Consider the following 25,162-nt stretch of genomic DNA (forward strand, 5'->3'; position numbering starts at 1 on the left):
ACTACGTCTGAATCGCTGGTTGCAGGACCGACCGAATAGGAGCCCGCATGCCCGTCGCCCCCCTTCCCCAGGACCGCTGGCTGGATCTCAACGAGCTGTTGCGCGAACTGGTGACCCAGGGTTTTATCAGCCAGGAGGCGGCCGAACAGGCCTTGGCCACCCGGCGTACCGCGCGCGATACCCAGCAGCATCCGCTGGAGTTCATCGCCAGCCAGCAACTGGCCGACCTGAGTCGTCCCGGCAAACCCCTGGACCTGGAAAACCTCACCCTCTGGCTGGCCCGCCATGCCGGCCAGGCGTATCTGCGCATCGACCCGCTGAAGATCAACGTGGCGGCGGTGACTTCATTGATGTCCTACGCCTTTGCCCAGCGGCACAAGATCCTCGCGGTGTCGGTCGACCGCGACGGCGTGACCATCGCCAGCGCCCAGCCCTATGTGCGGGCCTGGGAAGCCGACCTCAGCCATGTGTTGAAGCTGCCGATTCGCCGGGTGGTGGCCAACCCGGTGGATATCCAGCGCTTCACCGTGGAGTTTTTCCGCCTGGCCAAGTCGGTCAGCGGGGCCAGCCTGGTCGACCAGAAAAACCATAATCCGAGTAACTTCGAGCAGTTGCTCAACCTCGGCGCCAGCGACCAGGAGCCGGACGCCAACGACGCCCATATCGTCAATATCGTCGACTGGCTGTTCCAGTACGCTTTCCAGCAACGGGCCAGCGATATCCATATCGAGCCGCGTCGCGAACAGGGCACGGTGCGCTTTCGCATCGACGGCGTGCTGCACAACGTCTACCAGTTCCCGCCCCAGGTGACCATGGCGATTGTCAGCCGCCTGAAAAGCCTGGGCCGGATGAACGTCGCGGAAAAGCGCAAGCCCCAGGACGGCCGGGTCAAGACCAAGACCCCGGACGGCGGCGAAGTCGAATTGCGCCTGTCGACCCTACCCACCGCCTTTGGCGAAAAGATGGTGATGCGTATCTTCGACCCGGAGGTGCTGCTCAAGGATTTCGACCAACTGGGCTTCGGCGCCGACGACCTGCGCCGCTGGCAGGACATGACCCGCCAGCCCAACGGCATCATCCTGGTCACCGGCCCCACCGGCTCGGGCAAGACCACCACGCTGTACACCACCCTGAAGAAACTGGCGACCTCGGAGGTCAACCTCTGCACCATCGAGGACCCGATCGAGATGATCGAGCCGGCCTTCAACCAGATGCAGGTCCAGCACAATATCGACCTGACCTTCGCCAGCGGTGTGCGCGCGCTGATGCGCCAGGACCCGGACATCATCATGATCGGCGAGATCCGCGACCTGGAAACCGCCGAAATGGCGATCCAGGCCGCGCTCACCGGCCACCTGGTGCTCTCGACCCTGCACACCAACGACGCGCCGAGCGCCATCAGCCGCCTGCTGGAACTGGGGGTGCCGCACTACCTGATCAAGGCCACCGTGCTCGGGGTCATGGCCCAGCGCCTGGTGCGTACCCTGTGCCCGCACTGCAAGGCGCCGACCCAGTTGGAAGAAGACGACTGGCAAAGCCTGACCCGACCCTGGCAGGCGCCAATGCCGAGCGGTGCCCAGCGCGCCGTCGGTTGCCTGGAATGTCGCGACACCGGTTATCACGGGCGCGCCGGGGTCTACGAGATCCTGGTCCTGAACGACGGCCTGAAAGCGCATATCCACGCCGATACCGACCTCCTGGCCCTGCGTCGCCAGGCGTTCAAGGACGGCATGCGCAGCCTGCGCCTGTCCGGCGCGCAAAAGGTCGCGGCGGGGCTGACCACCGTCGAGGAGGTGTTGCGGGTCACGCCGCAGAGCGAGCAGCGCTGATGAAAGTGTCACGACATGCGTCCATTGCCGAGTAAACACTTTTTATCCCGGCAAGCCCCGTTACACTCAAGGTAACAGCCTTCTCGATCAACACTTGCAACAGGGAATCGTCATGCAAATCGGTAGCGTACTCCTGCTCTTCGTCGGCCTGGCCATTGCCCTGGTGTTCATGGGCTTCAAGGTCGTGCCCCAGGGTTATCAATGGACGGTGGAGCGCTTCGGGCGCTACACCAACACCCTCAAGCCGGGCCTCAATATCATCATCCCGGTCATGGACCGCATCGGGCGCAAGATCAACGTCATGGAAAGCGTGCTCGACATCCCGCCCCAGGAAGTCATCACCGCCGACAACGCCACGGTCCAGATCGACGCCGTGTGCTTCTTCCAGGTGGTCAACGCCGCCCAGGCCGCCTACGAGGTAAACAACCTCGAGCACGCCATCCGCAACCTGTTGCAGACCAATATCCGCACCGTGCTCGGCTCCATGGAACTGGACGCCATGCTCGGCCAGCGCGACGCCATCAACGAACGCCTGCTGCGTACCGTCGACGAAGCGACCGCGCCATGGGGGATCAAGGTGACCCGCATCGAGATCAAGGACATCAGCCCGCCCGCCGACCTGATGGCGGCCATGTCCGGGCAGATGAAGGCCGAGCGGGTCAAACGCGCGCAAATCCTCGAGGCCGAAGGCCTGCGCGCCTCGGCGATTCTCACCGCCGAAGGCAAGAAGCAGGCGCAGATCCTCGAAGCCGAGGGCGCCCGGCAGTCGGCCTTCCTGCAATCCGAAGCCCGTGAACGCCAGGCCGAAGCCGAAGCCCGGGCGACCCAGGTGGTATCCGAGGCCATCGCCAAGGGCAACGTGCAGGCGGTGAACTACTTCGTCGCGCAGAAATACATCGACGCCTTGGGCAAGCTGGCCTCGGCCAATAACAGCAAGGTGATCCTGATGCCGCTGGAGGCCAGCCAGGTGATCGGCGCGGTAGGCGGCATCGGCGAGATCGTCAAGGCCACCTTCGACAGCAAGAAACCCTGAGGCAACACCCATGTGGGAATTCCTGCAACACCTGTCGTTCTGGGACTGGCTGGCCCTCGGCACGCTGTTGCTGATTTTCGAGATATTCGGCGCCGGCGGTTACCTGCTGTGGGTGGGGACTGCCGCCGCGGCCGTGGGCGTCCTGACCTACCTGATTCCCGGCCTGCACTGGACCTTGCAGTTGCTGCTGTTCGGCGTGCTGTCGATCCTGACCGCGTGGCTCTGGTGGAAACGCCAACGCAACAACGCCCGGCCCAGCGACCAGCCGGGACTCAATGAGCGTGGTCACGACCTGATCGGCAAGACCTTCGTGGTGCATGTCGCCATTGTCGCCGGGCGCGGCAAGATCAAGGTCGGTGACAGCGTCTGGATGGCCATCGGGCCGGATAGCGAGGTGGGTACCCAGGTTCGGGTGGTTGGTCAGGACGGCAGTACCCTGCGGGTGGAAAGGATTCAGTAAGGCCGATGGAACTACAGTGCGACGGCGAGCATCAAACCTTTCAGATACCCACACCGGAGTCACTCTCATGCGTCTCAAAACAGCAGTTGTCGCATTGGCCTTGTTTACCCTTCCCGTCGGCGCAGCGATGGCCGACGAGTTCTGGCGCAACGTCCTTTCCTCTGGCGCCACCACCGGCTCCACCTACCTGACCTTCAGGAAGGACCACAAGCTGGTGGCCGCCTCCCAGGACGATGCCAGCAGCTTCGTCGCCAGCAATGGCGGCATCCGTGGCCCTTATCTGGAGGCCGCGATGCAAAAACTGCGGGCCGAAAACCCGGACCTGAAGGTCACCGACATGCAACTGGCCAACGCCATCCTGGCGAAGAACACCGTCGCCGAAGACTGATTCAAACACTTCACCCACAAACCAGAACGCCGCTTACCCGCGGCGTTTTGCGTTGCCCGGCAGAAACCGCCGATCGACACCCAGGCACCGGCCCGACGTGCTCGTTCAGCGTCCGGACAGCAAAAAAAGCACCGAATTTTCACCTTAAAACAGTATCATCGCCAGCATTGCAGCCTTGCTGTCTACTCTTCACTGCCGGTAGAGCACTGTCGGCCTTCACATCGGACGTCACGACCCCATGAGCGAACTTCCTTTCCTGCCTTTTTCCAAACCGACCATTGACGAAGCGACCATTGCCGCCGTGGGCGATGTCCTGCGTTCCGGCTGGATCACCAGCGGTCCGAAGGTCGCGGCCTTTGAAGCGCAACTGTCGGAATACTTCGGCGGGCGTCCGGTGCGCACCTTCAACTCCGGCACCTGCACCATGGAAATCGCCTTGCGCATCGCCGGTATCGGCGCGGGCGACGAAGTGATCACCACGCCGATCTCCTGGGTCGCCACCGCCAACGTGATCATCGAAGTCGGCGCGACCCCGGTGTTCGCCGATATCGACCCGGTAACCCGCAATATCGACCTGGACAAGGTCGAGGCCGCCATCACCCCGCGTACCAAGGCGATCATCCCGGTTTACCTGTCCGGCCTGCCGGTGGACATGGATCGCCTGTACGCCATCGCCAAGAAACACAACCTGCGCATCGTCGAAGACGCGGCCCAGGCCCTGGGTTCGGAATGGAACGGCCAGAAGATCGGCGCCCTGGGTGACCTGGTGTCGTTCAGCTTCCAGGCGAACAAGAACATCACTTCGTCCGAAGGCGGCTGCCTGGTGTTGAACAACGCCGAAGAGGCCCGTCTGGCCGAGAAGTACCGCCTGCAGGGCGTGACCCGTACCGGCCATGACGGCCTGGACGTGGACGTGCTGGGCGGCAAATTCAACATGACCGACGTCGCCGCCGCCATCGGCCTGGGCCAGTTTGCCCATATCGATGCCATCACCCCGCACCGCCGCGGGCTGGCCGAGTACTATTTCGAGTGCTTTGGCAGTGATTTCGAAGAGAAATACGGTGCCCAGCTACCGGTGAAGGATTTCACCAACAGCAACTGGCACATGTTCCAGCTGGTACTGCCGGAGCGTCAGGACGGCCAGCCGGCGCGGGCGACCTTTATGGAAGAGATGAAGCAGCGCGGCATCGGCATCGGTTATCACTACCCGGCGATCCACCTGCTGAGCCTGTACCGCGAACGCGGCTTCAAGGAAGGCATGTTCCCGATCGCAGAGCGCGTCGGGCGCCTGATCGTGTCGTTGCCGATGTTCAACGCCATGACCAAGGCCGATGTCGAGCGTTCGGTGGCGGCGGTCAAGGCAGTCCTGAAGCCGTAACACCGTGATCGCGAGCACGCCTGCTCTTGTAGGAGCAAGCTTGCTCGCGATGAACGATAACGCGGTCAACCTGACGAATTACTCGCCGATAGCCTTCTTGTAACCCGCCGCATCCAGCAACTTCTCCAGCTCCGCCACATTGCTCGGCTTGAGCTTGAAGATCCACGCGCCGTGCGGATCGGAGTTCAGCAGCTCAGGCTCGCCGGACAACGCTTCGTTGACCGCAATCACTTCGCCCGACACTGGCGAATAGATATCCGAAGCCGCCTTCACCGACTCCACCACACCGGCAGCCTCGCCGGCGGCGAACACGGTACCGACTTCAGTCAGTTCCACGAACACCACATCCCCCAAGGCTTCCTGAGCATGGTCGCTGATGCCGACGGTGACGCTACCGTCAGCTTCCAGGCGGGCCCACTCGTGGCTTTCGGCAAAACGCAGATCAGCAGGGATATCGCTCATATTCAGTGTCCTCACATTTAAGTATCAGTGGCGGAGCGATTGAGGGCCCGCCGGAAAATTCAGATCAGGGTTTTACCATGACGCACGAACGTCGGCCTTACCACGCGAACCGGGTACCATTTGCCGCGAATTTCAACTTCAGCGCGATCAGCCGTGGCGGCGGGAACACGCGCCAGCGCAATCGACTTGCTTAGCGTAGGAGAGAAACTACCACTGGTGATCTCTCCTTCGCCAATCTCGGCGATCCGAACCACCTGGTGAGCCCGCAGAACGCCGCGCTCTTCCAGCACCAGGCCGACCAGCTTGAGCTTGGCGCCGGCGGTTTTTTCCGCCTCCAGGGCGCCACGCCCGATAAAGTCGCGATCAGCCGGTTCCCAGGCAATGGTCCAGGCCATATTGGCCGCCAGCGGCGAAACGTCCTGGTGAATATCCTGGCCGTACAGGTTCATGCCGGCTTCCAGGCGCAAGGTATCCCGGGCGCCCAGACCGATGGGCGAGATACCCGCGCCCACCAGATCGTTGAAAAAGCCGGGGGCCTGGTCGGCCGGCAGGATGATCTCCAGACCGTCTTCCCCGGTGTAGCCGGTGCGGGCAATAAACCAGTCGCCGTCACTGCGACCTTCGAAGGGCTTGAGTTGCTGGATCAGTTGGCCGCGGGACTGGCTCACCAGTTCGGCGATCTTGTGCCGGGCCTGTGGCCCCTGGATCGCCAGCATCGCCAGCTCCGGGCGCTCGTGCAGTTGCACGTCATAGCCGCCGAGCCGGGCCTGCATCCAGGCCATGTCCTGATCACGGGTCGCGGCATTGACCACCAGGCGGTAACCGCTCTCGGTGCGATAGACGATCATGTCGTCGACCACCCCACCGTGCTCATTGAGCATCGCGCTGTACAAGGCGCGACCGAGGCCGTCGAGACGCTCGACATCGTTGGCCAGCAGATGGCGCAGCCAAGCCTTGGCCTGGCTGCCGGTGATATCGATCACGGTCATGTGCGAGACATCGAACACACCGCAGTCACGTCGCACCTGATGGTGCTCCTCGACCTGCGAGCCGTAATGCAGTGGCATATCCCAACCGCCAAAATCGACCATCTTCGCGCCGAGGGCGAGGTGCAGGTCATAGAGAGGCGTACGCTGTCCCATGGGTTTCTCCTTCCGGGCGTGGCGAAGGCGCGGACGGGTGGGAAACCGGCTTGAGCCCTTTATCGATGGGGCCTTGAGTCCTGTTTCGTACCCGGTCTGTCAGACGGACCGCACCGAATGCCGCGCATTGTAGCCGCAAGGGGGAGCCATGACACCTAGCCGATTCGATGCGCCGAGCGACGAATCAAGCCGATCACCGGCAACAGGCCGACCAGCACCAGGGTCAAGGCCGGCAGCGAGGCCCGCGCCCACTCCCCCTCGCTGGTCATTTCAAAGATCCGCACCGCCAGCGTGCCCCAGCCAAACGGGCGCATCAGCAGGGTCGCGGGCATTTCCTTGAGCACATCGACGAACACCAGCAGCGCCGCGCTCAAGGCGCCGGGCAGCAATAACGGCAGATACACTTTGCAAAAAAGTACTGGCCCACTGACCCCAAGGCTACGCGCCGCTTCGGGCAAGGACGGTCGGATACGGGCCAGGCTGTTTTCCAAGGGACCATGGGCCACGGCGATAAAGCGCACCAGGTAGGCCAGCAGCAGGGCCGACAGGCTGCCCAGCAGCAACGGCTTGCCCGACCCGCCCAACCAGCCCGACAGCGGGATCACCAGCACCCGGTCCAGATAGCTGAAGGCGAGCATGATCGAGACCGCCAGCACCGAGCCCGGCAGCGCGTAGCCGAGGTTGGCCAGGCTGACCCCGGAGCGGATCAGCCGGGTCGGCGCCTGGCGCCGGGCAAAGGCCAGCAGCAAGGCCACGCCGACGGTGATCAGGGCCGCCATGACGCCCAGGTAAAGGGTGTGCAGGATCAAGCCGGTGTAGCGCTCATCGAGATCGAAGCGACCGCGCTGCCAGAACCAGACCAGCAGTTGCAGCAGCGGGATGACAAAGGCGCAGGCAAATACCAGCAGGCACCAGGCGCTGGCCGCCAGTGCCTTGAACCCGTGCAGATGATAGAGCGGCTGGGCCCGCGGGCGTTCATTGCCGCTGCGTACGGCGCCACGGGCGCGACGTTCGCCGTAGAGCACCAGCATCACCGCCAGCAGTAGCAGACTGGCCAACTGCGCGGCGCTGGAGAGGCTGAAGAAGCCGTACCAGGTCTTGTAGATGGCGGTGGTGAAGGTGTCGAAGTTGAACACCGCGACGGCACCGAAATCCGCCAGGGTTTCCATCAGTGCCAGGGCCACGCCGGCACCGATGGCCGGACGCGCCATGGGCAACGCCACCCGCCAGAACGCCTGCCAGGGCGATTGCCCGAGCACCCGGGCGGCTTCCATCAGGCCCTTGCCCTGGGCCATGAAGGCGGTGCGCGCGAGCAGGTAGACGTAGGGGTAGAAAACCAGCACCAGGACCAGGATCACCCCGCCGGTGGAGCGCACCCGGGGCAGGCGCAGGCCGCTGCCGAACCACTCGCGCAACAAGCTCTGCAGCGGGCCGGAGAAATCCAGCAGGCCGACAAAGACAAACGCCAGCACATAGGCCGGGATGGCGAACGGCAGCATCAGCGCCCAGTCCAGCCAGCGCCGGCCAGGGAACTCGCAGAGGCTGGTGAGCCAGGCCAGGCTGACGCCGAGCAAGGTGACACCGAGCCCGACGCCCAGCACCAGGGTCAGGGTGTTGCCCAGCAGACGCGGCAACTGGGTGTCCCAGAGGTGGGACCAGATCTGCAGGTCGATCGACTGCCACGACAACAGCAGCACGCTCAGCGGCAGCAGTACCAGGGCGGCGACAGCAAATACCGGAAGGTACCAGCGGCGTTGGACGGGATGGGCCAAGGAAGTTCTCGGTAAAGGCTACGCAAAGGGACAGACTGGATGCTCTTTGTGGGAGCGGAGCTTGCCCGCGAAGAGGCCCTATAGGCCGCCAAAAGCTTCGCGGGCAAGCTCCGCTCCCACAGGGTTTGTACTACCCAGTCAGTTCCAGCCAGCCCTGTCCATAAGGCGGATCGCCTCGGCCTGGCGCTTGCCGGCAATCTCGACGGGCAAGGTATCGGGCACGAACTTGCCCCAGCTCGCCACTTCCGCCGACGGCGGCACCGCCGGGTTGGCCGGAAACTCCTGGTTCACGTCGGCAAAGATGCGCTGCGCCTCGGGGGTGGTCATCCACTCCACCAGCGCCTTGGCCGCTTCCGGATGGGGCGCGTGCCGGGTCAGGCCGATGCCCGAGAGGTTCACGTGCACGCCGCGGTCGCCCTGGTTCGGCCAGAACAGTTTGACCGCCAGGTTCGGGTTCTGCTTGTGCAGGCGACCGTAGTAGTAGGTGTTGACGATCCCGACGTCGCACTGCCCGGCATTGATCGCCTCCAGCACGGCGATGTCATCGGAAAACACATCGGTGGACAGGTTGCCGACCCAGCCCTTGAGAATCTGCTCGGTCTTCTCGGCACCATGGACCTCGATCAGCGTGGCGGTCAGCGACTGGTTGTAGACCTTCTTCGCCGTGCGCAGGCACAGGCGGCCTTCCCACTGCTTGTCGGCGAGGGCTTCGTAGGTGCCCAAGTCGGAAGGTTTCACCCGTTCGGTGGAATACGCCAGGGTCCGCGCACGCAGGCTCAGGCCGGTCCACGCATGGGCGGACGAACGGTATTGCAGCGGAATATTGGCGTCGATCACCTTGGATGTGAAGGGCTGCAGGATGCCCATCTTTTCCGCCTGCCAGAGGTTGCCGGCATCGACGGTGAGCAGCAGGTCGGCGCTGGCGTTTTCGCCTTCGGCCTTGATCCGCTGCATCAGCGGCGCTTCCTTATCAGTGATGAACTTGATCTTGACCCCGGTCTTGGCGGTGTAGGCGTCAAAGACCGGCTTGATCAGTTCGTCGATGCGCGAGGAGTAGACCACCACTTCGTCGGCGGCGTGGGCAGTGCCGGCCATGAGGGAAAGGGCCAGGGCAGTCAGTAGACGCTTCGGTGCCAACATGGGAGCGGTCTCTCGATTTCGAAATGAGCGCGAAATGATAGTGACTCACATTTCGCTTCTCAAACCTAACCGGGGACGGAGGAGTTACCAGATGTTGCACGAGGCCCGTCAGGCCCTGGCCAGCTCCGGCAGGTCGCCCGTCAGCCCCAGCGCCTGGCGCACGAACAGCGCCTTGGCCTCGGGCATCTGCTCGACGCTTTTCAACCCGGTGTTACGCAGCCAGCGCAGTGCCAGCGAGTCCGCCTGGAACAGCCGCTCGAAACCTTCCATCGCTGCCATCAACCCCAGGTTGTGGGGCATGCGCCGCCGCTCGAAACGGCTGAGCACCCGCACATCCGCCAGCCGCTCGCCACGTTCGCACGCATGCAGCAGTTCTTCAGCCAGCACCGCCGCATCAAGAAAGCCCAGGTTCACACCCTGGCCAGCCAGCGGGTGAATGGTGTGCGCGGCATCGCCGATCAGCGCCAGCCCTTCGGCCACATAACGTTTGGCGTGGCGTTGACGCAGCGGCACACAGAGCCGTGAGTCCGCCGACAGCACGGTCCCCAGCCGACCTTCGAAGGCCCGCTCCAGCTCCCGGCAGAAGGCCTCCTCTTCCAGCAGCATCAGGCGCTGCGCCTGCTCCGGCGTGGTCGACCAGACGATCGAGCACCAGTCCTGCTGCCCATCACGCTCCAGGGGCAAAAATGCCAGCGGACCGTCATCGGTAAAACGCTGCCAGGCGGTCATCTGGTGCGGTTGCGAGCTGCGCACGCTGGTCACGATCGCATGGTGCAGGTAGTCCCACTCGCGGGTGGCACAGCCGGCCAGGCGGCGCACCGCCGAATTGGCCCCGTCGGCGGCGATCACCAAAGGTGCGCGCAGCTTGCGACCATCGGCCAGGGTCAGCAGCCAGTCGTCGCCGGAGCGGCGCATCTGCTCCAGGCGTGCATTGGCCAGCAGGCCCATGTCGCAGTCATGCAAACGCTCGAGCAAGGCATCCTGGACTACCCGGTTCTCGACGATATGCCCGAGCACCTCGGCATGCACGCTGGCCGCCGAGAAGTGAATCTGCCCGGTGCCGCTGCCGTCCCAGACCTGCATGTCGCGGTACGGGCTGGCCCGCCGGGCGCTGATCCCGTCCCATACGCCAAGGCGCTCGAGAATCCGCTGGCTGGCGGCGGACAGCGCGCTGACCCGCGGCTCGAAGGCCGCCTGCGGGTCGAACGGCTTGACGCTCAGGGGGCTGCCGTCGAGCAGGAGAACTTCCAGCCCGCTGTCTTTCAACGCCAGGGCCAGGGCACTTCCGACCATTCCGGCCCCGACAATCAGCACATCTGCGCGCATTTCCATGCTTTAAGCCTTAGTGAAGGTTATGCGGACCTTGTAGGAGCAGGGCTTGCCCGCGAAGAGGGCCTTGAGGCCGCCTAAAGCTTCGCGGGCAAGCCCCGCTCCTACAGGGTTCGAGGTGTGGATACGGGCGCATTCCAGGCCCGGCAACGTCCTAGACATCGGAACGGGTACCCAGGCCCATCGCCTGCCGGGCGAACCAGCGTTTGGCCGGCGGCAGCAGGTCCAGGCCCAACAGGCCGATATTGCGCCCCAGGGCCACCAGCGGCTGGGCATTGCCGAACAGGCGGGTGACCTGATCGGAGAAGCCCACGGTGAGCTGTTGATCCAGGCGCTGGCGCTCCTGATAGGCCTGCAAGGTGCTCAGGTCGCCCAAGGGTGCCGTGCTCGCCAGCAAGGCCTCGGCCAGGGCCTGGGCATCGCGCAGGGACAGGTTGAAGCCCTGCCCGGCAATCGGATGCAAGCTATGGGCGGCGTTGCCCAGCACCACCAGATGCGCACGCACCTGTTCTTCGGCTTCCACCAGGCTCAGCGGGTACAGGTGCCGCGCGCCGACCTGGCGCAAGGTGCCCAGGCGATAGCCGAACACCCCCTGCAACTCGGCGAGGAAACTGCGTTCGTCCAGTGCGGCCAGACGCTGGGCATCCATCCCGAGACGGGTCCAGACCAGCGCACAACGATTCTCCGGCAACGGTAGCAGGGCCATCGGCCCCTCGTCGGTAAAGCGCTCGAAGGCCATGCCGTTATGGGCTTCGCTGGGGGTGATATTGGCGATCAGCGCACTCTGGTGATAAGGCCGCTTGCGCACGCCGATCCCCAACTGCTCGCGCAACCCGGAACGGCCACCGTCGGCCAGGATCGCCAGGTCGCAGTCCAGCTGGGTTTCATCCCCCAGGGTCAGGCGATAGCCATCTTCCAGCGGTTGCAGGTGGGTGACCTCGGCCGGACAGCGCCAACTGATCACGTCCTGGTCCAGGGCCTGCCACAGGCATTGCCCCAGCCAGGCGTTTTCCACCACATAACCCAGGGCCGGCACGCCCTCCTCCATGGCGGACAGCCGCGCAGTGGAGAAACGCCCGCGGTCGGACACATGAATCTGCTTGATCGGCTCGGCGCGCGGGCTGATCGACTGCCACACACCCAGGCGCTGATAGATCTGCCGGGCGCCGAAGGACAGCGCCGAAGAACGCGCGTCGTAGCTGGGTTGATAACTGTCGCCGGGGGCGAACGGTTCGATCAGGGTAATCTTCCAGCCCCGGGCCTTGGCCCCGGCCTGCAAGGCCAACGCCAGGCTGGCACCGACCAGGCCACCGCCGATGATCGCCAGATTGACCCGACTCATGCCGCCTGGATCCGGGCAGCCGCCATCAGCGCCTCGATCTCGGCCACGGTCTTGGGCACGCCGCCGGTGAGAATCTCACAGCCTTGTCTGGTCACCACTACATCGTCCTCAATGCGCACGCCAATGCCTCGCCATTTCTTCGCCACGTTCTGGTTGTCCGGGGAAATATAGATCCCCGGCTCCACGGTCAGCGCCATGCCGACCTCCAGCACGCGCCATTGATCGCCGACCTTGTAGTCGCCGACATCATGCACATCCATCCCCAGCCAATGGCCGGCACGGTGCATGTAGAAAGCCTTGTAGGCTTCGCTGGCGATCAACTCGTCGACATCGCCCTGCAGCAACCCCAGTTCCACCAGCCCGGCGGTAATCACCTGCACCGTCGCCTCGTGGGCCTGGTTCCAATGCTTGTTCGGCGCGATCTCGGCAAAAGCCGCTTCCTGGGACGCCAGCACCAGTTCGTAGATCGCCTTCTGCTCCGGCGAAAATCGCCCGTTGACCGGCCAGGTACGGGTGATATCGCTGGCGTAGCAATCGATCTCGCAACCGGCGTCGATCAACACCAGGTCGCCGTCCTTGAGCACTGCGTCATTCTGCTGATAGTGCAGGATGCAGCTGTTGCGCCCGGTCGCGACAATGGAACCGTAGGCCGGCATCTTCGCCCCGCCCCTGCGGAACTCGTAGTCCAGCTCCGCCTCCAGGCTGAATTCATGCAATCCGGCGCGGCTGGCTTGCATCGCCCGCACATGGGCACGGCAGGAAATCGCCGCGGCCTCGCGCATCACTTTCACTTCCGCCGCCGATTTATACAGGCGCATGTCGTGCAGCAGATGATCCAGGGCAACGAATTCGTTCGGCGGTTGCGCACCGAGGTGGGCCTTGGAACGGATCACGTTGATCCACTCCATCAGGTGCCGGTCGAACTCCGGGTTGCTGCCCATGGCCGAATAGACCCGGTCGCGCCCTTCGATCAGGCCCGGGAGAATGTCGTCGATATCGTTGATCGGGAACGCGTCGTCGGCACCGAAGTCGCGGATCGCGCCCTCCTGGCCGGCGCGCAGGCCGTCCCAGAGCTCGCGCTCGACATTGCGCTCACGACAGAACAGCAGGTACTCGCCGTGGGGCCGGCCGGGGATCAGCACGATCACCGCCTGGGGCTCGGGAAAGCCGCTCAGGTACTGGAAATCGCTGTCCTGGCGATAGACATGCTCGACATCACGATTGCGGATCGCCACGGCGGCGGCCGGCAGGATCGCGATGCTGTTGGGTTCCATCCGCGCCATCAGGGCCTTGCGGCGCCGGGCGTATTCCGCTTTCGGGATATGGATCATGGGCAGATGGAGCTCCCTGTCTGAAGGCTTCTTAGTGCAGAGAAGGCTTGGCAGCCGGTTCAGCCGGTTTGTTGATTTCGGTGAACAGCAGCAGCGGCGCGACCCGCAGGTATTCCATGACTTCCATATAGTCGCTTTCACCGTCGTCGGACTCTTCCAGGGCTTCCTGCACCTGGGCGATGGCCGCCAGGTCCTGGAGCACCTCGGTGGCCTCGGCGCTCAGGGCATTGGCGCGGTAGGTCAGGCCGAAACCGGCGAGGAAACCCTGGCACCACTGGCCCAGCGCAATCGCGCGCTCGGTCAGGGGCGCATCGTCGGTGGGCAGCAGCAGGACAACGGTCATGTCATCGCTGGTAAGCTCGCCCTTGACCATCTCTTGCAGGCCGATCAGGGCGTTGCGCACGTTGTCTTGCGGTTCGCCTTCGAGCAGCTCGGCGGCGTCCACCAGCCAACTGTCAGCTTCGAAGCCGGCACCGGCGCAACTGCGGCCGAGCAACAGGCCGTGAAGTTCGGCGGGCGAGACAGGATGACCGCTGGTGCTCAGCAGGGTGGCAAAGGCGTTATACGGGGAATTCTGAATGGGCATGGGCGGCTAGGCGCCAAGCGGCGCAATGTCTAGAATGAAGGCCTTGTATCCTAGCATTCGCGCACGAGCCAGACCATCGGCCGTCCAAACGTTTGCTCCGCGCTGTGATTACTACCGCTCATCAGTCATATTCAGTGGATACCCGATGGAAGACACCGACCTGCACGCGCTGATGGCCAGACTCGAACTGTTGATTACCCGGGTCGAGCAACTAAAAAGCCAAAATGGACTCTTACTAGCTCAGGAAAAGACCTGGCGCGAGGAGCGCGCAACCCTCATTGAAAAAAACGAAATCGCCCGGCGTAAGGTCGAATCCATGATTTCGCGCCTCAAAGCCCTGGAGCAAGACTCATGAGTTCAAGCAATAACGTGACCGTGCAGATCCTCGATAAAGAATATTCGATCATCTGCCCGCAGGAAGAACGCAGCAACCTGGTCAGTGCCGCTCGCTACCTGGACGGCAAGATGCGCGAGATCCGCAGCAGCGGCAAAGTCGTCGGTGCCGATCGCATCGCCGTGATGGCCGCGCTGAACATTACCCACGACCTGCTGCACCGCCAGGAACGCCCGGATGTGCAGGCCAGCGGCTCGACCCGCGAACAGGTGCGTGATCTGCTCGAACGTGTCGATTTGGCGCTGTCCACTGATCCGGATAACAGCAAAGGCTGATTCCTACAGCGAGTTTCGGGTATACTGATGCCACTCCCTGGAGTGCTTGCCAGTTGGTGATGTCCCTGAGCCGATTCGCAAAACCACGGGAGTTGCACGTTGGGGCCGGTGCGCATGTCCGCTGGACGGAAAGCCTTAAGGCCTCCTGCAACTTCCACCTTGAACTCTCGGGTTCAAGGGCTAAGCCGACAGCGGTACGTCGGGGAGCCTGATTTCAACCCAGTGCCGGCTTTCACTGCCGGCATTGGTGTTAACGAGTTGCCGTCCTGGCCACTCGATTGCCCAAGCCCGATGCCATGACCGAACCTGCGCCGCCTTCCCGCCCGCAACTTCGACGACTGCTGCGCAAGGCCCGCCGCGCGCTTAGCGCCAGCGAGCAACGCCAGGCGGCCCGCGGCCTGTATCGACAATTGGCGCAACACCCGCTGTTTCGCCGCGCCCGCCATATTTCCCTGTACCTGCCCACCGACGGCGAGATCGATCCGCGCCTGCTGCTGCGTGAAGCTCAACGACGCGGCAAACGCACCTATCTGCCGGTGCTGAGCGCCTGGCCGCGCACGCGGATGGTGTTCCAGCGCATTCGTCCGGGGGAGAAGCTGCAACCCAATCGTTTTCGCATCCTTGAGCCAAGGGTCAAGCTGGCCGCGCAACGCAAGGTCTGGACGCTGGACCTGGTGCTGCTGCCACTGGTGGGTTTCGATGTGGAGGGCGGACGACTGGGGATGGGCGGCGGTTTCTATGACCGCAGCCTGGCGTACCTGGCCCGCCGTCAAAGCTGGCGCAAGCCGACGCTGCTGGGGCTGGCCCATGAATGCCAGAAAGTCGCGAAGTTGAATCAGGCCAGCTGGGATGTGCCGTTACAGGGCACGGTCACCGACCGCGCTTGGTATTTCGCGCAATAAAGAATCGGCTGGATCCGGCAAGAACCGCCGGGATCAGCGCTTGAACAGAGTCGACTGCTGAGGCAGCTTCTGGACGATTTCCACCGGCACGTCTTTCTTGCCGGACCAGAGGCCCTGGGCATAGCCCGTAGTGACCACGCCCAAACCGAACAAAATCACCAAAATCCATAGTAAATCCGGTTTGCGTTTCATCGATTGCCCCCCTAGGCAAATGATCCACGATGACAGCAACGGTTTTCGTTATAGGCCGTGCAGCAGCGTCAAGCTTAAAATCCCGGCATTTTGCGATAACGTGAAGCACTACGCAAACACTGGCGTCAACCGACCGTCGGTTAGTGCCCGAAATTGCCCGACAAATTGCCCAAGGAGCAAAACCATGGCCTATTGGCTGATGAAATCCGAGCCCGACGAACTGTCCATCGAAGGCCTGGCCAAGCTCGGCGAGACACGCTGGGATGGCGTGCGCAATTACCAGGCGCGCAATTTCCTGCGGGCGATGGCCGCCGGTGATGAGTTTTTCTTCTATCACTCCAGCTGCCCGGAGCCGGGGATTGCCGGGATTGGTCGGATCGTCGCGGCGGCCTATCCGGACCCGACGGCGCTGGACACGGAGAGTCCGTATCACGACCCCAAGGCCAGTGCCGAGAAGAATCCCTGGAGCGCGTTGCAGGTGGCCCATGTGGAGACCTTTGGCAAGGTGCTGGGGCTCGGCTATCTGAAGCAGCAGGCCGAGCTGGCGGAGATGCCGCTGGTGCAGAAAGGCAGCCGATTATCGGTGATGCCGGTCACAGCTGAACAGTGGGCAGCGGTTCTGGCTTTGCGCTGAAGCTACCGGCCTCTTCGCGGGCAAGCCCTGCTCCTACAGTATTGTGTCGTACACAAGTGGGCTGAACGACGCAGGACTGTAGGAGCAGGGCTTGCCCGCGAAGAGGCCCGCACTGACAACACATCATCCGACCATGCATCCCCCACCCGATTCAGGTTAGGCTTGCCGCTCATTTGACCAATATCAACGCGTTTCGCCGCGTATCCGGTCAAAATTGGACGCTACTGACGCAGGATGCCGTAATGTCGATGAATCAACACAGTTCCCGTCTTTTCGCCGGTGCCCTGCTCGTGCTGCTGGCCGCCGCTGGTGGCTTCGGCTACTGGAAGTCCCTTCACGACCGCCTGCCCGAAGGCCTCGGCATGGGCAACGGCCGCCTTGAAGCCACCGAAGTGCAGATCGCCAGCAAAACCCCGGGCCGGCTGGCCGAAGTGCTGGTCAACGAAGGCGACAAGGTCACCCGGGGCCAACTGCTCGCCCGCCTCGACACCCGCACCCTCGAAGCCCAGCGCAACCAGGCCGAAGCCGAAGTGCTGCGCGCCCGCGAGAACCTCGCCGCCAACCAGGCCAACGTGCAACTGCGCCAAAGCGAACTGTTGCTGGCCGGCCAGGAGCTCAAGCGCTTTCGCGAACTGTCCCAGCGTGGTTTCGCCAGCGGCCAGGTGATCGACCAGCAACAGGCCCGCTACGACACCAGCACCGCCGCGCTGACCGCCGCCAAGGCCCAGGTCTCGGCCACCAACGCCGCCATCGGCGCGGCCCAGGCCCAGGTCGCCCAGTTGACCAGCGAAATCGATGACAGCAGCCTGCGTGCGCCCCTCGACGGCATTATCCAGCTGCGCCTGGCCGAACCCGGAGAAGTCCTCGGCGCCGGCGGCCGGGTGCTGCTGCTGATCGACCCCAACGACCAGTACATGAACCTCTACCTGCCCGCCTCCGTGGTCGGCCGCCTGACCCAGGGCGACGACGCGCGGATCCTGCTCGACGCCCTGCCCGAACATCCCCTGCCGGCGAAAGTCGCCTTCGTCGCCGCCAAGTCGCAGTTCACCCCCAAGGAAGTGGAAACCCGCGACGAACGGCAGAAACTGGTGTTCCGGGTCAAACTGCGCCTGACCGAACCCGCCGCCGTGCCCCAGGCCAAGCCCGGCATGCCCGGCGCCGGTTACGTGCGCACAAGTCCCGTGGACTGGCCGGCCAACCTGAAATGAGCGACCTGGCGCTGCAAGCCAGTGGCATCCAGCATCGCTACGGCGATCAGCAGGCCCTGATCGACATCGCCTTCAGCCTGCCCGCCGGTACCCGCTGCGGCCTGATCGGCCCGGACGGCGCCGGGAAATCGAGCCTGCTGGGACTGATCGCCGGGGTCAAGAAACTCCAGCAAGGCCAGTTGCAGGTGCTCGGCGGGGCCATCGACGAGCGCCGCCACCGCAGCAGCCTGTACCCGCGCATCGCCTTCATGCCCCAGGGCCTGGGAGGCAACCTTTACCCCGACTTGTCGATCAGCGAAAACATCCGTTTCTTCGCCACGCTGTTCGGGCTGGGCAAGGCCGAGTGCGATCTGCGCATGCACAGCCTGCTGCGCGCCACCGACCTTGAGCACTTCAGCGAGCGGCCGGCCGGCAAACTCTCCGGCGGCATGAAGCAGAAGCTCGGCCTGTGCTGTGCGCTGATCCACGACCCCGACCTGCTGATCCTCGACGAGCCCACCACCGGCGTCGACCCGCTGTCGCGGCGGCGTTTCTGGGAACTGGTGGATGAATTCCGCCGCCAGCGCCCGCAGTTGACGCTGCTGGTGGCCACCGCCTATATGGAGGAGGCCGAACAGTTCGAGCACTGCCTGATGCTCGACCGTGGCCGCCTGATCGCCGCCGGCCTGAGCCAGGAACTGGCCGCCAGCACCGCGAGCGGCAAGCTCGACGACGCATTCACCCATTTCCAGGGCGACAGCGGCCACGACAACCAGCCCCTGGTGATCCCGCCCCGGGACGCCGGCCAGACCGATATCGCCATCGAAGCCCACGAACTGACCTTGCGCTTCGGCGACTTCACGGCGGTGAACAAGGTCAGCTTCGCCATCGGTCGCGGCGAGATCTTCGGTTTTCTCGGTTCCAACGGCTGCGGCAAGACCACCACGATGAAGGTCCTCACCGGCCTGATGCCCGCCAGCGAAGGCAGTGCCACGCTGCTCGGCAAACCGGTGGACGCCGCGGACCTGGCGACCCGCAAGCGGGTCGGCTTCATGTCCCAGAGTTTCTCGCTGTACGGCGAACTCAGTACGCGGCAGAACCTTGAATTGCACGCGCGCCTGTTCGACCTGCCCAAGGCCGACAGCGCGACCCGGATCGAGGAACTGATCCGGCGCTTCAACCTTGGCGAGATCGCCGACCAGCCGTCCGGCGCCCTGCCCCTGGGCCTGCGCCAACGCCTGTCGCTGGCGGTGGCGGTACTGCATCGCCCGGAAGTGCTGATCCTCGACGAACCCACCTCCGGGGTCGATCCGGCGGCACGGGACGATTTCTGGCGCCTGCTGATCGAGCTGTCCCGGGAACAGGGGGTGACAATCTTTCTCTCCACCCACTTCATGAACGAAGCCCAGCGCTGCGACCGCATTTCCTTGATGCATGCCGGCCAGGTGCTCGCCTGCGATACCCCGGACGCCCTGCAACGGCAGTTTCACGGCGACACCCTGGAGGCCGCCTTTGTCCGCTGCCTGGAGCAGGCGCAGGGCAGTTCGCCGGAACCGCAGGCCGCCAGCGGTGACACAGCGCTGCCGTCGTCCGGCCTGGCACCGAACAAGACCGGTTTCAGTCCGGCACGCTTGCTGGCCGTGGCCAGCCGCGAAGGCAAGGAACTGCTGCGCGACAAGGTGCGACTGGCCTTCGCCCTGCTGGGATCGCTGTTCATGATGGTGATCTTCGGCTACGGGATTTCCCTGGACGTGGAAAATCTTGCCTTCGCCGTCTATGACCAGGACCAGACGCCACAAAGCCGGGCCTACCTGGAAGCCTTCCGCGGCTCGCGTTACTTCGAAGAGAAAACCCCGATCCGCGATGCCGCGCAACTGCACCAGCGCCTGCAACGCTCGGAGATCAAGCTGGCGCTGGAGATCCCCCCGGGCTTCGGCCGCGACCTGTATGCCGGGCGCCAGCCCACGGTCGCCGCCTGGCTGGACGGCGGCATGCCGTTCCGCGCCGAAACCAGCCGCAACTATGTCGAGGCCGTGCACCAGGCCAACCTTGAGCAACTGGCGGCGCAAAGCAGCCCGGCCTACGACGCCCGCCCCGCCGCCCGACTGGAAACCCGCTTTCGCTACAATCAGGACGTGGTCAGCGTGAATGCCATCGGCCCCGGCGTCATGGCGCTGATCCTGGCCTTTATCCCGGCGATGCTCACCGCCCTGGGCATTGTTCGGGAGAAGGAGCTCGGTTCGATCACCAACTTCTATGCCACGCCCCTGACCCGCCTGGAGTTCCTGCTGGGCAAGCAGGCGCCGTATCTGGTGGTCAGCCTGATCAACCTGGCCCTGCTGGTGGCGATGAACCGCTGGCTGTTCGGCGTGCCCTTCAAGGGCAGCGGCCTGACCCTGGCCCTGGGCGGCATGCTCTATGTGCTGGCAACCACCGGCATGGGCCTGCTGATCTCGGCCTTCACCCGCACCCAGATCGCCGCGATCCTCGGCACCATGATCATCACCAGCCTGCCGACCATCCAGTTTTCCGGATTGATCGTGCCGCGCTCGTCGCTGGAAGGCGGCGCCGCGTTGATGGGCATGCTGTTCCCCGCCGGGCACTTTCTCGATATCGCCGTCGGCACCTTCACCAAGGCCCTGGACCTGCGCGAACTATGGCCGCAGTGCCTGGCGTTGTTCGGGTTCTTCGTCGCCTTTACCGGCCTGAGCCTGCTCATGCTCAAGAAGCAGGAGGCCTGATGCACAAGCTCGCCCATATCCTGCGCCTCGGCATCAAGGAACTGACCAGCCTGCGCCATGACAGCGTCCTGCTGCTGTTCCTGTTCTATGCCTTCAGCGTGGCGATCTACATGCCCGCGGCCGGCTCGGTGATCGGCGTGCACAACGCCAGTGTCGCCCTGGTGGACGAGGACCGCAGCGCGCTGTCGCGCAAACTGGGCGATGCCCTGCAGCCGCCGGAATTCCAGCGCCCGGCGCCGTTGGCCTACGACCGCCTGGACGCGGCCCTGGACAGCGGCCAGTACACCTTCGTGATCAATGTCCCGGCCAACTTCCAGAGCGACCTGCTGGCCGGCCGCTCACCCACCGTGCAGGTCAACGTCGACGCCACCGCCATGAGCCAGGCATTCATGGGTGCCGGCTATATCGGGCGGATCTTCCAGCGCGAACTCCTCGAGTACGGCGGCCAGGCCGACGCCGCGAGCCAGACGCCGGTGCTACTGACCAGTCGGGCGTTGTTCAACGCCAATCTGGAGGGCGGCTGGTTCCTGGCGGTGATCCAGATCGTCAATAACATCACCATCCTGGCGATCATCCTCACCGGCACCGCACTGCTGCGAGAACGCGAGCACGGCACCCTGGATCACCTGCTGGTGCTGCCACTCACGGCCCTGGAAATCATGCTGGCGAAAATCTGGAGCAACCTGCTGGTGGTGGTGATCTGCACCTGGGTATCGCTGGAAGTGATCGTCAAGGGCGCGCTGGGCGTGCCGTTGGCCGGCTCGTTGGGCCTGTTCCTGGGGGTGACGGCGCTGTATCTGTTCGCCAGCACGGCCCTGGGGATTTTCCTCGCGACCCTGGCCCGCTCGACTCCGCAGTTCGGCCTGCTGGCGATCCCGGTGATCATCCCCATGCTCCTGCTGTCCGGCGGCAGCACGCCGCTGGACAGCATGCCGACCTGGCTGCAATGGGTGATGCAGGGCTCGCCGTCGACGCACTTCGTCAGCCTGGCGTCGGCGATCCTGTTCCGCGATGCCGGGGTCAGCGTGGTCTGGCCCGACCTGCTGGCGCTGGCGGGCATCGGCCTGGTGTTCTTCAGCGTGGCCCTGGCGCGGTTCCGCAGGAGCCTGGCGTCCTAGGCTTACTGAACGATCAGGTTATTGAACAGCAGGTCCTCGACCACCGGCTTGCCGGTTTCGTCGTTCATCACCTGCTGAACCTGCTTCAGAGCTTCCTGGCGCATCTTTTCCTTGGCGTCGACGTTGCTCATCGAATCCACGGTCTGCTGGGCGAACAGCGCCACCAGTTGGTTACGGATCAACGGCTCGTTGGCCTTGACCGCCTTGGCCGCTTCCTCGCCGGTCACGCGCAAGGCCACATCGGCCTTGTAGACCTTGAGTTTCGGACTGCCATCAAGACCATAGTTACCGACAAACGGCGGCGTCAGGCTGATATAGCTGACTTTCGGACCCGCGCCTTCCCCTTCCTTGGCTTCTTCCGCCGCCACTGCCGCCAACGGCAGGGACAAGGCCAACATCAACATGATCAACGCTTTCACAATTCGCTCCTTATCCGGTTTGCGGCCTAGCATAGCGACCCGCACCGCCCTGCCCAAGCAAAAGCTTATGGCGGACTATCAGGGTGGGGCATGCTCGTTGACCCTTCGACTCACACACCTACACTTATCGGCCATCACTCCCAAAGGAATAGCCCGATGAAAGCCGTGCTCTGCAAAGCCTTCGGCCCCGCCGAAACGCTGGTGCTGGAAGAGGTCGCCAGCCCGGTGCCCGCGAAGAACGAGATCCTGCTGCAGGTACACGCCGCCGGGGTGAACTTCCCGGATACGCTGATCATCGAGGGCAAATACCAGTTCAAGCCGCCCTTCCCGTTTTCCCCGGGTGGTGAAGCGGCCGGCGTGGTCGTCGCGGTGGGCGAGAAGATCAGCCACCTCAAGGTCGGCGACCGGGTGATGGCCCTGACCGGCTGGGGCAGTTTTGCCGAAGAGGTGAAAGTGCCCGGCTATAACGTGCTGCCGATCCCCCCCGCCATGGACTTCACCACCGCCGCCGCCTTCAGCATGACCTACGGCACCTCCATGCACGCCCTCAAGCAGCGTGCGCAGTTGCAGCCGGGGGAAACCCTGCTGGTACTCGGCGCCTCCGGAGGCGTGGGCCTGGCCGCCGTGGAAATCGGCAAGGCCATGGGTGCCCGGGTGATCGCCGCCGCCAGCAGCGCGGAGAAGCTGGCGGTGGCCAAGGCCCTCGGCGCCGATGAGCTGATCAACTATGGCCAGGACAATCTCAAGGATGAAATCAAGCGCCTGACCGACGGAAACGGCGTCGACGTGATCTACGACCCGGTCGGCGGCGACCTGTTCGACCAGGCCATCCGTTCCATCGCCTGGAACGGCCGCCTGCTGGTGGTGGGTTTTGCCAGCGGGCGAATCCCGGAGCTGCCGGTGAACCTGGCACTGCTCAAGGGTGCGGCGGTGATCGGGGTGTTCTGGGGCTCGTTCGCCCAGCGCCAGCCCCAGGACAACGCCGCCAACTTCCAGCAACTGTTCAACTGGTTTGCCGAAGGCAAATTGAAGCCGCTGGTATCGCAGACCTATCCCCTGGCCCAGACCGCCCAGGCCATCAATGACCTGGGCCAGCGCAAGGCCGTCGGCAAAGTGGTGGTGCAGGTGCGCTGAGCACCTGACGACAGTTTCACCCGGCACGCTGCCTGAATACCGCTATATTTTGCCCATGGCCCGGGCGCGCTCATGACGAGCGCGCCCCTGCATCCCATCGAGGCAAATCCATGCTCAAACTGCTACAGACCCTGCTCCCCGGAGTACTCGCTTTCTCGGCGCTGATACTCGCCACACCGGCCATGGCCCACAAGGAAGTCGGCTTGAACGATGTCACGGTGCTGATCGTCCGCCACGCGGAAAAACCCGACCAGGGTCGCGGGCTCAGCCCCGCGGGCGAACATCGGGCCCAGGCCTACGCCAGCTACTTCGATCCCTTGTCGCTGGACGGCACACAACTGACCCCGCAACGCCTGATTGCCACCAGCGACAGCAAGGAAAGCGACCGGCCACGCCTGACCCTCACCCCGCTGTCGCAGCGCTTGAACCTGCCCATCGAACAACCCTATGCCGACGACGAGGTCGACAAGCTGGTCAAATCCCTGGGCAAGGACAACAGCGTTCCGGTGGTACTGATCGCCTGGCACCACGGGCATATCGACAACCTGATCGAGGCCTTCGGTGGCGATGCGAAAAAGCTGACCGGGCAAAAGCATTGGCCGGAGGATGTATATGACTGGCTGATCGTGCTGCGCTTTGACCACAAAGGGCAGTTGATCGAGTCCCGCAGCGAAAAGGTCGATGAACCGGCGTTTCCCGGCTGATACCGACGGGAAGCGACGCTAAACCTCGTAGTGTCCTTCCCGGCTGACTGAGAGCCCCAATTGACGATGCCAGCCCGGATTCAGGCCGAGGACATAGTCAAAGCTCAACACACTGAGCAAGTGCTTCACATCGTGCACATTCCGGGCGCAATAGGCCTCTTCATGGGGGATAAAGAACAGGCAGGGAAAATCAATGTCCGAAACCAGCGGACGCCCCGCTTCGTCGCTGTGGTGCACCACATCTCCGCCCTGATAGCCTTCCGTACGAACCGCAGTGTTCAGCGCGGTCCGGAGTAGATTGATACGTGGCGTGATGTTGCCCAGGTGGGGATCCTCATGCTGGATAAAAGACTTCAGCCCCTGACGCAGGCGATCACTGCCCGGCACCCGACGTCGGTCCGCCCCTGAGCGGGAATAGCTGCTGCGCCGGGGGAAAACCGCCCACAGGTCATAATCACAGGTGGTCGCGGCCCGATAAGTCTGGCGCACCTCCACCGGGCAATAGGGGTCGACAATGGCCATGACCGGGAGCAGGTTTGTCCGATCCTGTGCCTGGTTGAGTCCCGTCAGGCTATTGGACAGGCGGCTTTCCTGCGGTCCATAAAACACGCCCCAGAGTCCCTCGCCCTTGGTGCCCGCCACACCCGTTGTATATTTCAATATGAAACTCATGGAAACACCCGTTGGACCAGACGCCATATAACGCATTTCCTGGTTATTCCCACCCACCAGCGTCATGCACTTCAGCTGAGTTTCCAGTGCCTTGCGCCGCTCATTGGTTATATACAACGGCGTCTCGTCGCCCCCTGAACTGACTGCTCCTTGCAAGGCTTTACGCTGACTGGCGATATCCGGGTTTTTGGTAAATCTTGGATCCGCCAGGACAAACCCGGCCATCGGCCCCCAGGTGCAACTTTTGGCTTTATTGTGAAAGCCCTTGGTGGCATAACTTTCCAACAACAACCCCGTGGCGCAAGGCCCCACGGCCCGCACGGCAATGACACACTCGTGAGTGTCAGCCACACGCTGAAAGGCTCGGCCATGTTGTATTGGCATGCCGGTACTGACAATGGCAGATAGCCCACGCACTATATTCAGTTTCATATGGAGCTTTACCCGAGTGCAAAAGATCACTCGTTATAGCACTGCCCCAGCTCATTCATGAACGCGGATAATGAAACAATTCTTGAATATAAAAACGGCCCCACAAAGAATCTCTCTCTTTGATAACGTCTTCCACATCGATATCAAATAGCGCTTTTGAAGATTA

The 25,162-nt window shown here is 63.5% G+C and carries 25 protein-coding genes and 1 other RNA gene; 15 read left to right on the forward strand and 11 right to left on the reverse strand.

Translation table 11 applies throughout. The features are described from left to right. The first annotated feature begins 47 nt into the window (after positions 1–47). From M5B42_RS23970 to M5B42_RS23990, 5 genes are all read left to right on the forward strand, one after another. Positions 48–1,829, forward strand: coding sequence for a type II/IV secretion system protein (locus M5B42_RS23970; RefSeq protein ID WP_248747216.1), 1,782 nt, complete (start codon positions 48–50; stop codon positions 1,827–1,829). A 112-nt stretch (positions 1,830–1,941) separates the two neighbouring features. Further along, positions 1,942–2,862, forward strand: a complete 921-nt coding sequence (locus M5B42_RS23975) for an SPFH domain-containing protein (protein ID WP_103496108.1) — start codon at positions 1,942–1,944, stop codon at positions 2,860–2,862. 10 nt (positions 2,863–2,872) lie between these two features. Next, positions 2,873–3,322 (forward strand): NfeD family protein, encoded by a 450-nt coding sequence (locus M5B42_RS23980; RefSeq protein ID WP_177100912.1) that lies wholly within the window; start codon positions 2,873–2,875, stop codon positions 3,320–3,322. Between the two features lie 67 nt (positions 3,323–3,389). Then, positions 3,390–3,710: a DUF2388 domain-containing protein gene (locus tag M5B42_RS23985; protein WP_248747217.1), complete on the forward strand. Its 321-nt coding sequence runs from the start codon at positions 3,390–3,392 to the stop codon at positions 3,708–3,710. Between the two features lie 238 nt (positions 3,711–3,948). Further along, positions 3,949–5,088 carry a DegT/DnrJ/EryC1/StrS aminotransferase family protein gene (locus tag M5B42_RS23990; RefSeq protein WP_103496105.1) on the forward strand — a complete coding sequence of 380 codons (1,140 nt, stop codon included), beginning with the start codon at positions 3,949–3,951 and terminating at the stop codon, positions 5,086–5,088. 78 nt (positions 5,089–5,166) lie between these two features. Here the strand turns inward: M5B42_RS23990 and gcvH are convergent, their stop codons facing one another. The 8 genes from gcvH to M5B42_RS24030 form a co-directional block, all read right to left on the reverse strand. Continuing rightward, entirely contained in the window at positions 5,167–5,550 is a 384-nt protein-coding gene (gene gcvH, locus M5B42_RS23995; RefSeq protein WP_103496104.1) for a glycine cleavage system protein GcvH, read from the reverse strand. A gap of 59 nt (positions 5,551–5,609) precedes the next feature. After that, positions 5,610–6,692 carry a glycine cleavage system aminomethyltransferase GcvT gene (gcvT, locus tag M5B42_RS24000; RefSeq protein WP_103496103.1) on the reverse strand — a complete coding sequence of 361 codons (1,083 nt, stop codon included), beginning with the start codon at positions 6,690–6,692 and terminating at the stop codon, positions 5,610–5,612. A 155-nt stretch (positions 6,693–6,847) separates the two neighbouring features. Further along, the gene (locus M5B42_RS24005) at positions 6,848–8,464 is read right to left on the reverse strand and encodes an iron ABC transporter permease (RefSeq protein WP_248747218.1); all 1,617 of its coding nucleotides are present in this window, start codon (positions 8,462–8,464) and stop codon (positions 6,848–6,850) included. A 138-nt stretch (positions 8,465–8,602) separates the two neighbouring features. Next, on the reverse strand, positions 8,603–9,604 hold the full coding sequence (locus M5B42_RS24010; protein ID WP_248747219.1) for an extracellular solute-binding protein: 1,002 nt from the start codon (positions 9,602–9,604) through the stop codon (positions 8,603–8,605). Between the two features lie 108 nt (positions 9,605–9,712). Beyond that, entirely contained in the window at positions 9,713–10,930 is a 1,218-nt protein-coding gene (locus M5B42_RS24015) for a 2-octaprenyl-3-methyl-6-methoxy-1,4-benzoquinol hydroxylase (protein ID WP_248747267.1), read from the reverse strand. Positions 10,931–11,087: 157 nt separating this feature from the next. After that, positions 11,088–12,275, reverse strand: a complete 1,188-nt coding sequence (gene ubiH, locus M5B42_RS24020) for a 2-octaprenyl-6-methoxyphenyl hydroxylase (RefSeq protein WP_248747220.1) — start codon at positions 12,273–12,275, stop codon at positions 11,088–11,090. Continuing rightward, a complete protein-coding gene (gene pepP, locus M5B42_RS24025; RefSeq protein WP_103496098.1) occupies positions 12,272–13,606 on the reverse strand; it encodes a Xaa-Pro aminopeptidase in 1,335 nt (444 codons plus the stop codon). The genes ubiH and pepP overlap by 4 nt, the downstream gene beginning before the upstream one ends. Before the next feature lie 31 nt (positions 13,607–13,637). Next, entirely contained in the window at positions 13,638–14,192 is a 555-nt protein-coding gene (locus tag M5B42_RS24030) for a YecA family protein (protein WP_152736733.1), read from the reverse strand. A gap of 145 nt (positions 14,193–14,337) precedes the next feature. Here M5B42_RS24030 and M5B42_RS24035 point away from each other — a divergent pair, with 145 nt between their 5' ends. The 4 genes from M5B42_RS24035 (at position 14,338) to M5B42_RS24050 (ending at position 15,763) form a co-directional block, all read left to right on the forward strand. After that, positions 14,338–14,547, forward strand: coding sequence for a TIGR02449 family protein (locus M5B42_RS24035; protein WP_100942079.1), 210 nt, complete (start codon positions 14,338–14,340; stop codon positions 14,545–14,547). Further along, positions 14,544–14,861 carry a cell division protein ZapA gene (locus M5B42_RS24040; RefSeq protein WP_103496097.1) on the forward strand — a complete coding sequence of 106 codons (318 nt, stop codon included), beginning with the start codon at positions 14,544–14,546 and terminating at the stop codon, positions 14,859–14,861. Before M5B42_RS24035 ends, M5B42_RS24040 begins: the two co-directional genes overlap by 4 nt. A gap of 31 nt (positions 14,862–14,892) precedes the next feature. Further along, positions 14,893–15,071, forward strand: a non-coding RNA gene (gene ssrS, locus M5B42_RS24045) — 6S RNA. Between the two features lie 86 nt (positions 15,072–15,157). Beyond that, on the forward strand, positions 15,158–15,763 hold the full coding sequence (locus M5B42_RS24050; protein WP_103496096.1) for a 5-formyltetrahydrofolate cyclo-ligase: 606 nt from the start codon (positions 15,158–15,160) through the stop codon (positions 15,761–15,763). Positions 15,764–15,796: 33 nt separating this feature from the next. On the opposite strand, the gene M5B42_RS24055 is transcribed toward M5B42_RS24050, so the two are convergent. Then, complete coding sequence (locus M5B42_RS24055) at positions 15,797–15,955, reverse strand: hypothetical protein (RefSeq protein ID WP_177100903.1); 159 nt, start codon at positions 15,953–15,955, stop codon at positions 15,797–15,799. A 184-nt stretch (positions 15,956–16,139) separates the two neighbouring features. Here M5B42_RS24055 and M5B42_RS24060 point away from each other — a divergent pair, with 184 nt between their 5' ends. The 4 genes from M5B42_RS24060 to M5B42_RS24075 all read left to right on the forward strand — a co-directional run bounded on the left by M5B42_RS24060 (position 16,140) and on the right by M5B42_RS24075 (position 21,635). Continuing rightward, positions 16,140–16,589 carry an EVE domain-containing protein gene (locus M5B42_RS24060; protein WP_248747221.1) on the forward strand — a complete coding sequence of 150 codons (450 nt, stop codon included), beginning with the start codon at positions 16,140–16,142 and terminating at the stop codon, positions 16,587–16,589. A gap of 242 nt (positions 16,590–16,831) precedes the next feature. Continuing rightward, complete coding sequence (locus tag M5B42_RS24065; RefSeq protein ID WP_152736730.1) at positions 16,832–17,797, forward strand: biotin/lipoyl-binding protein; 966 nt, start codon at positions 16,832–16,834, stop codon at positions 17,795–17,797. Next, positions 17,794–20,517: a ribosome-associated ATPase/putative transporter RbbA gene (gene rbbA, locus M5B42_RS24070; RefSeq protein ID WP_248747222.1), complete on the forward strand. Its 2,724-nt coding sequence runs from the start codon at positions 17,794–17,796 to the stop codon at positions 20,515–20,517. The genes M5B42_RS24065 and rbbA overlap by 4 nt, the downstream gene beginning before the upstream one ends. Then, positions 20,517–21,635, forward strand: coding sequence for an ABC transporter permease (locus M5B42_RS24075; RefSeq protein ID WP_152736728.1), 1,119 nt, complete (start codon positions 20,517–20,519; stop codon positions 21,633–21,635). Before rbbA ends, M5B42_RS24075 begins: the two co-directional genes overlap by 1 nt. A 2-nt stretch (positions 21,636–21,637) precedes the next feature. Here the strand turns inward: M5B42_RS24075 and M5B42_RS24080 are convergent, their stop codons facing one another. Further along, positions 21,638–22,054 carry a flagellar basal body-associated protein FliL gene (locus M5B42_RS24080; protein ID WP_177100897.1) on the reverse strand — a complete coding sequence of 139 codons (417 nt, stop codon included), beginning with the start codon at positions 22,052–22,054 and terminating at the stop codon, positions 21,638–21,640. Positions 22,055–22,210: 156 nt separating this feature from the next. Here M5B42_RS24080 and M5B42_RS24085 point away from each other — a divergent pair, with 156 nt between their 5' ends. Both M5B42_RS24085 and M5B42_RS24090 read left to right on the forward strand, forming a co-directional pair. Further along, positions 22,211–23,188: an NADPH:quinone oxidoreductase family protein gene (locus tag M5B42_RS24085; RefSeq protein ID WP_248747223.1), complete on the forward strand. Its 978-nt coding sequence runs from the start codon at positions 22,211–22,213 to the stop codon at positions 23,186–23,188. Between the two features lie 110 nt (positions 23,189–23,298). Beyond that, complete coding sequence (locus M5B42_RS24090; protein ID WP_248747224.1) at positions 23,299–23,892, forward strand: flagellar basal body-associated protein FliL; 594 nt, start codon at positions 23,299–23,301, stop codon at positions 23,890–23,892. An 18-nt stretch (positions 23,893–23,910) separates the two neighbouring features. On the opposite strand, the gene M5B42_RS24095 is transcribed toward M5B42_RS24090, so the two are convergent. After that, entirely contained in the window at positions 23,911–24,996 is a 1,086-nt protein-coding gene (locus M5B42_RS24095) for a CyaA/EF/ExoY family adenylyl cyclase toxin (RefSeq protein ID WP_248747225.1), read from the reverse strand. Positions 24,997–25,162: the final 166 nt, after the last annotated feature.

Origin of the sequence: Pseudomonas sp. MWU12-2037, from assembly GCF_023242345.1 — a bacterium.
GTDB classification, from domain to species: Bacteria; Pseudomonadota; Gammaproteobacteria; order Pseudomonadales; family Pseudomonadaceae; genus Aquipseudomonas; species Aquipseudomonas gingeri_D.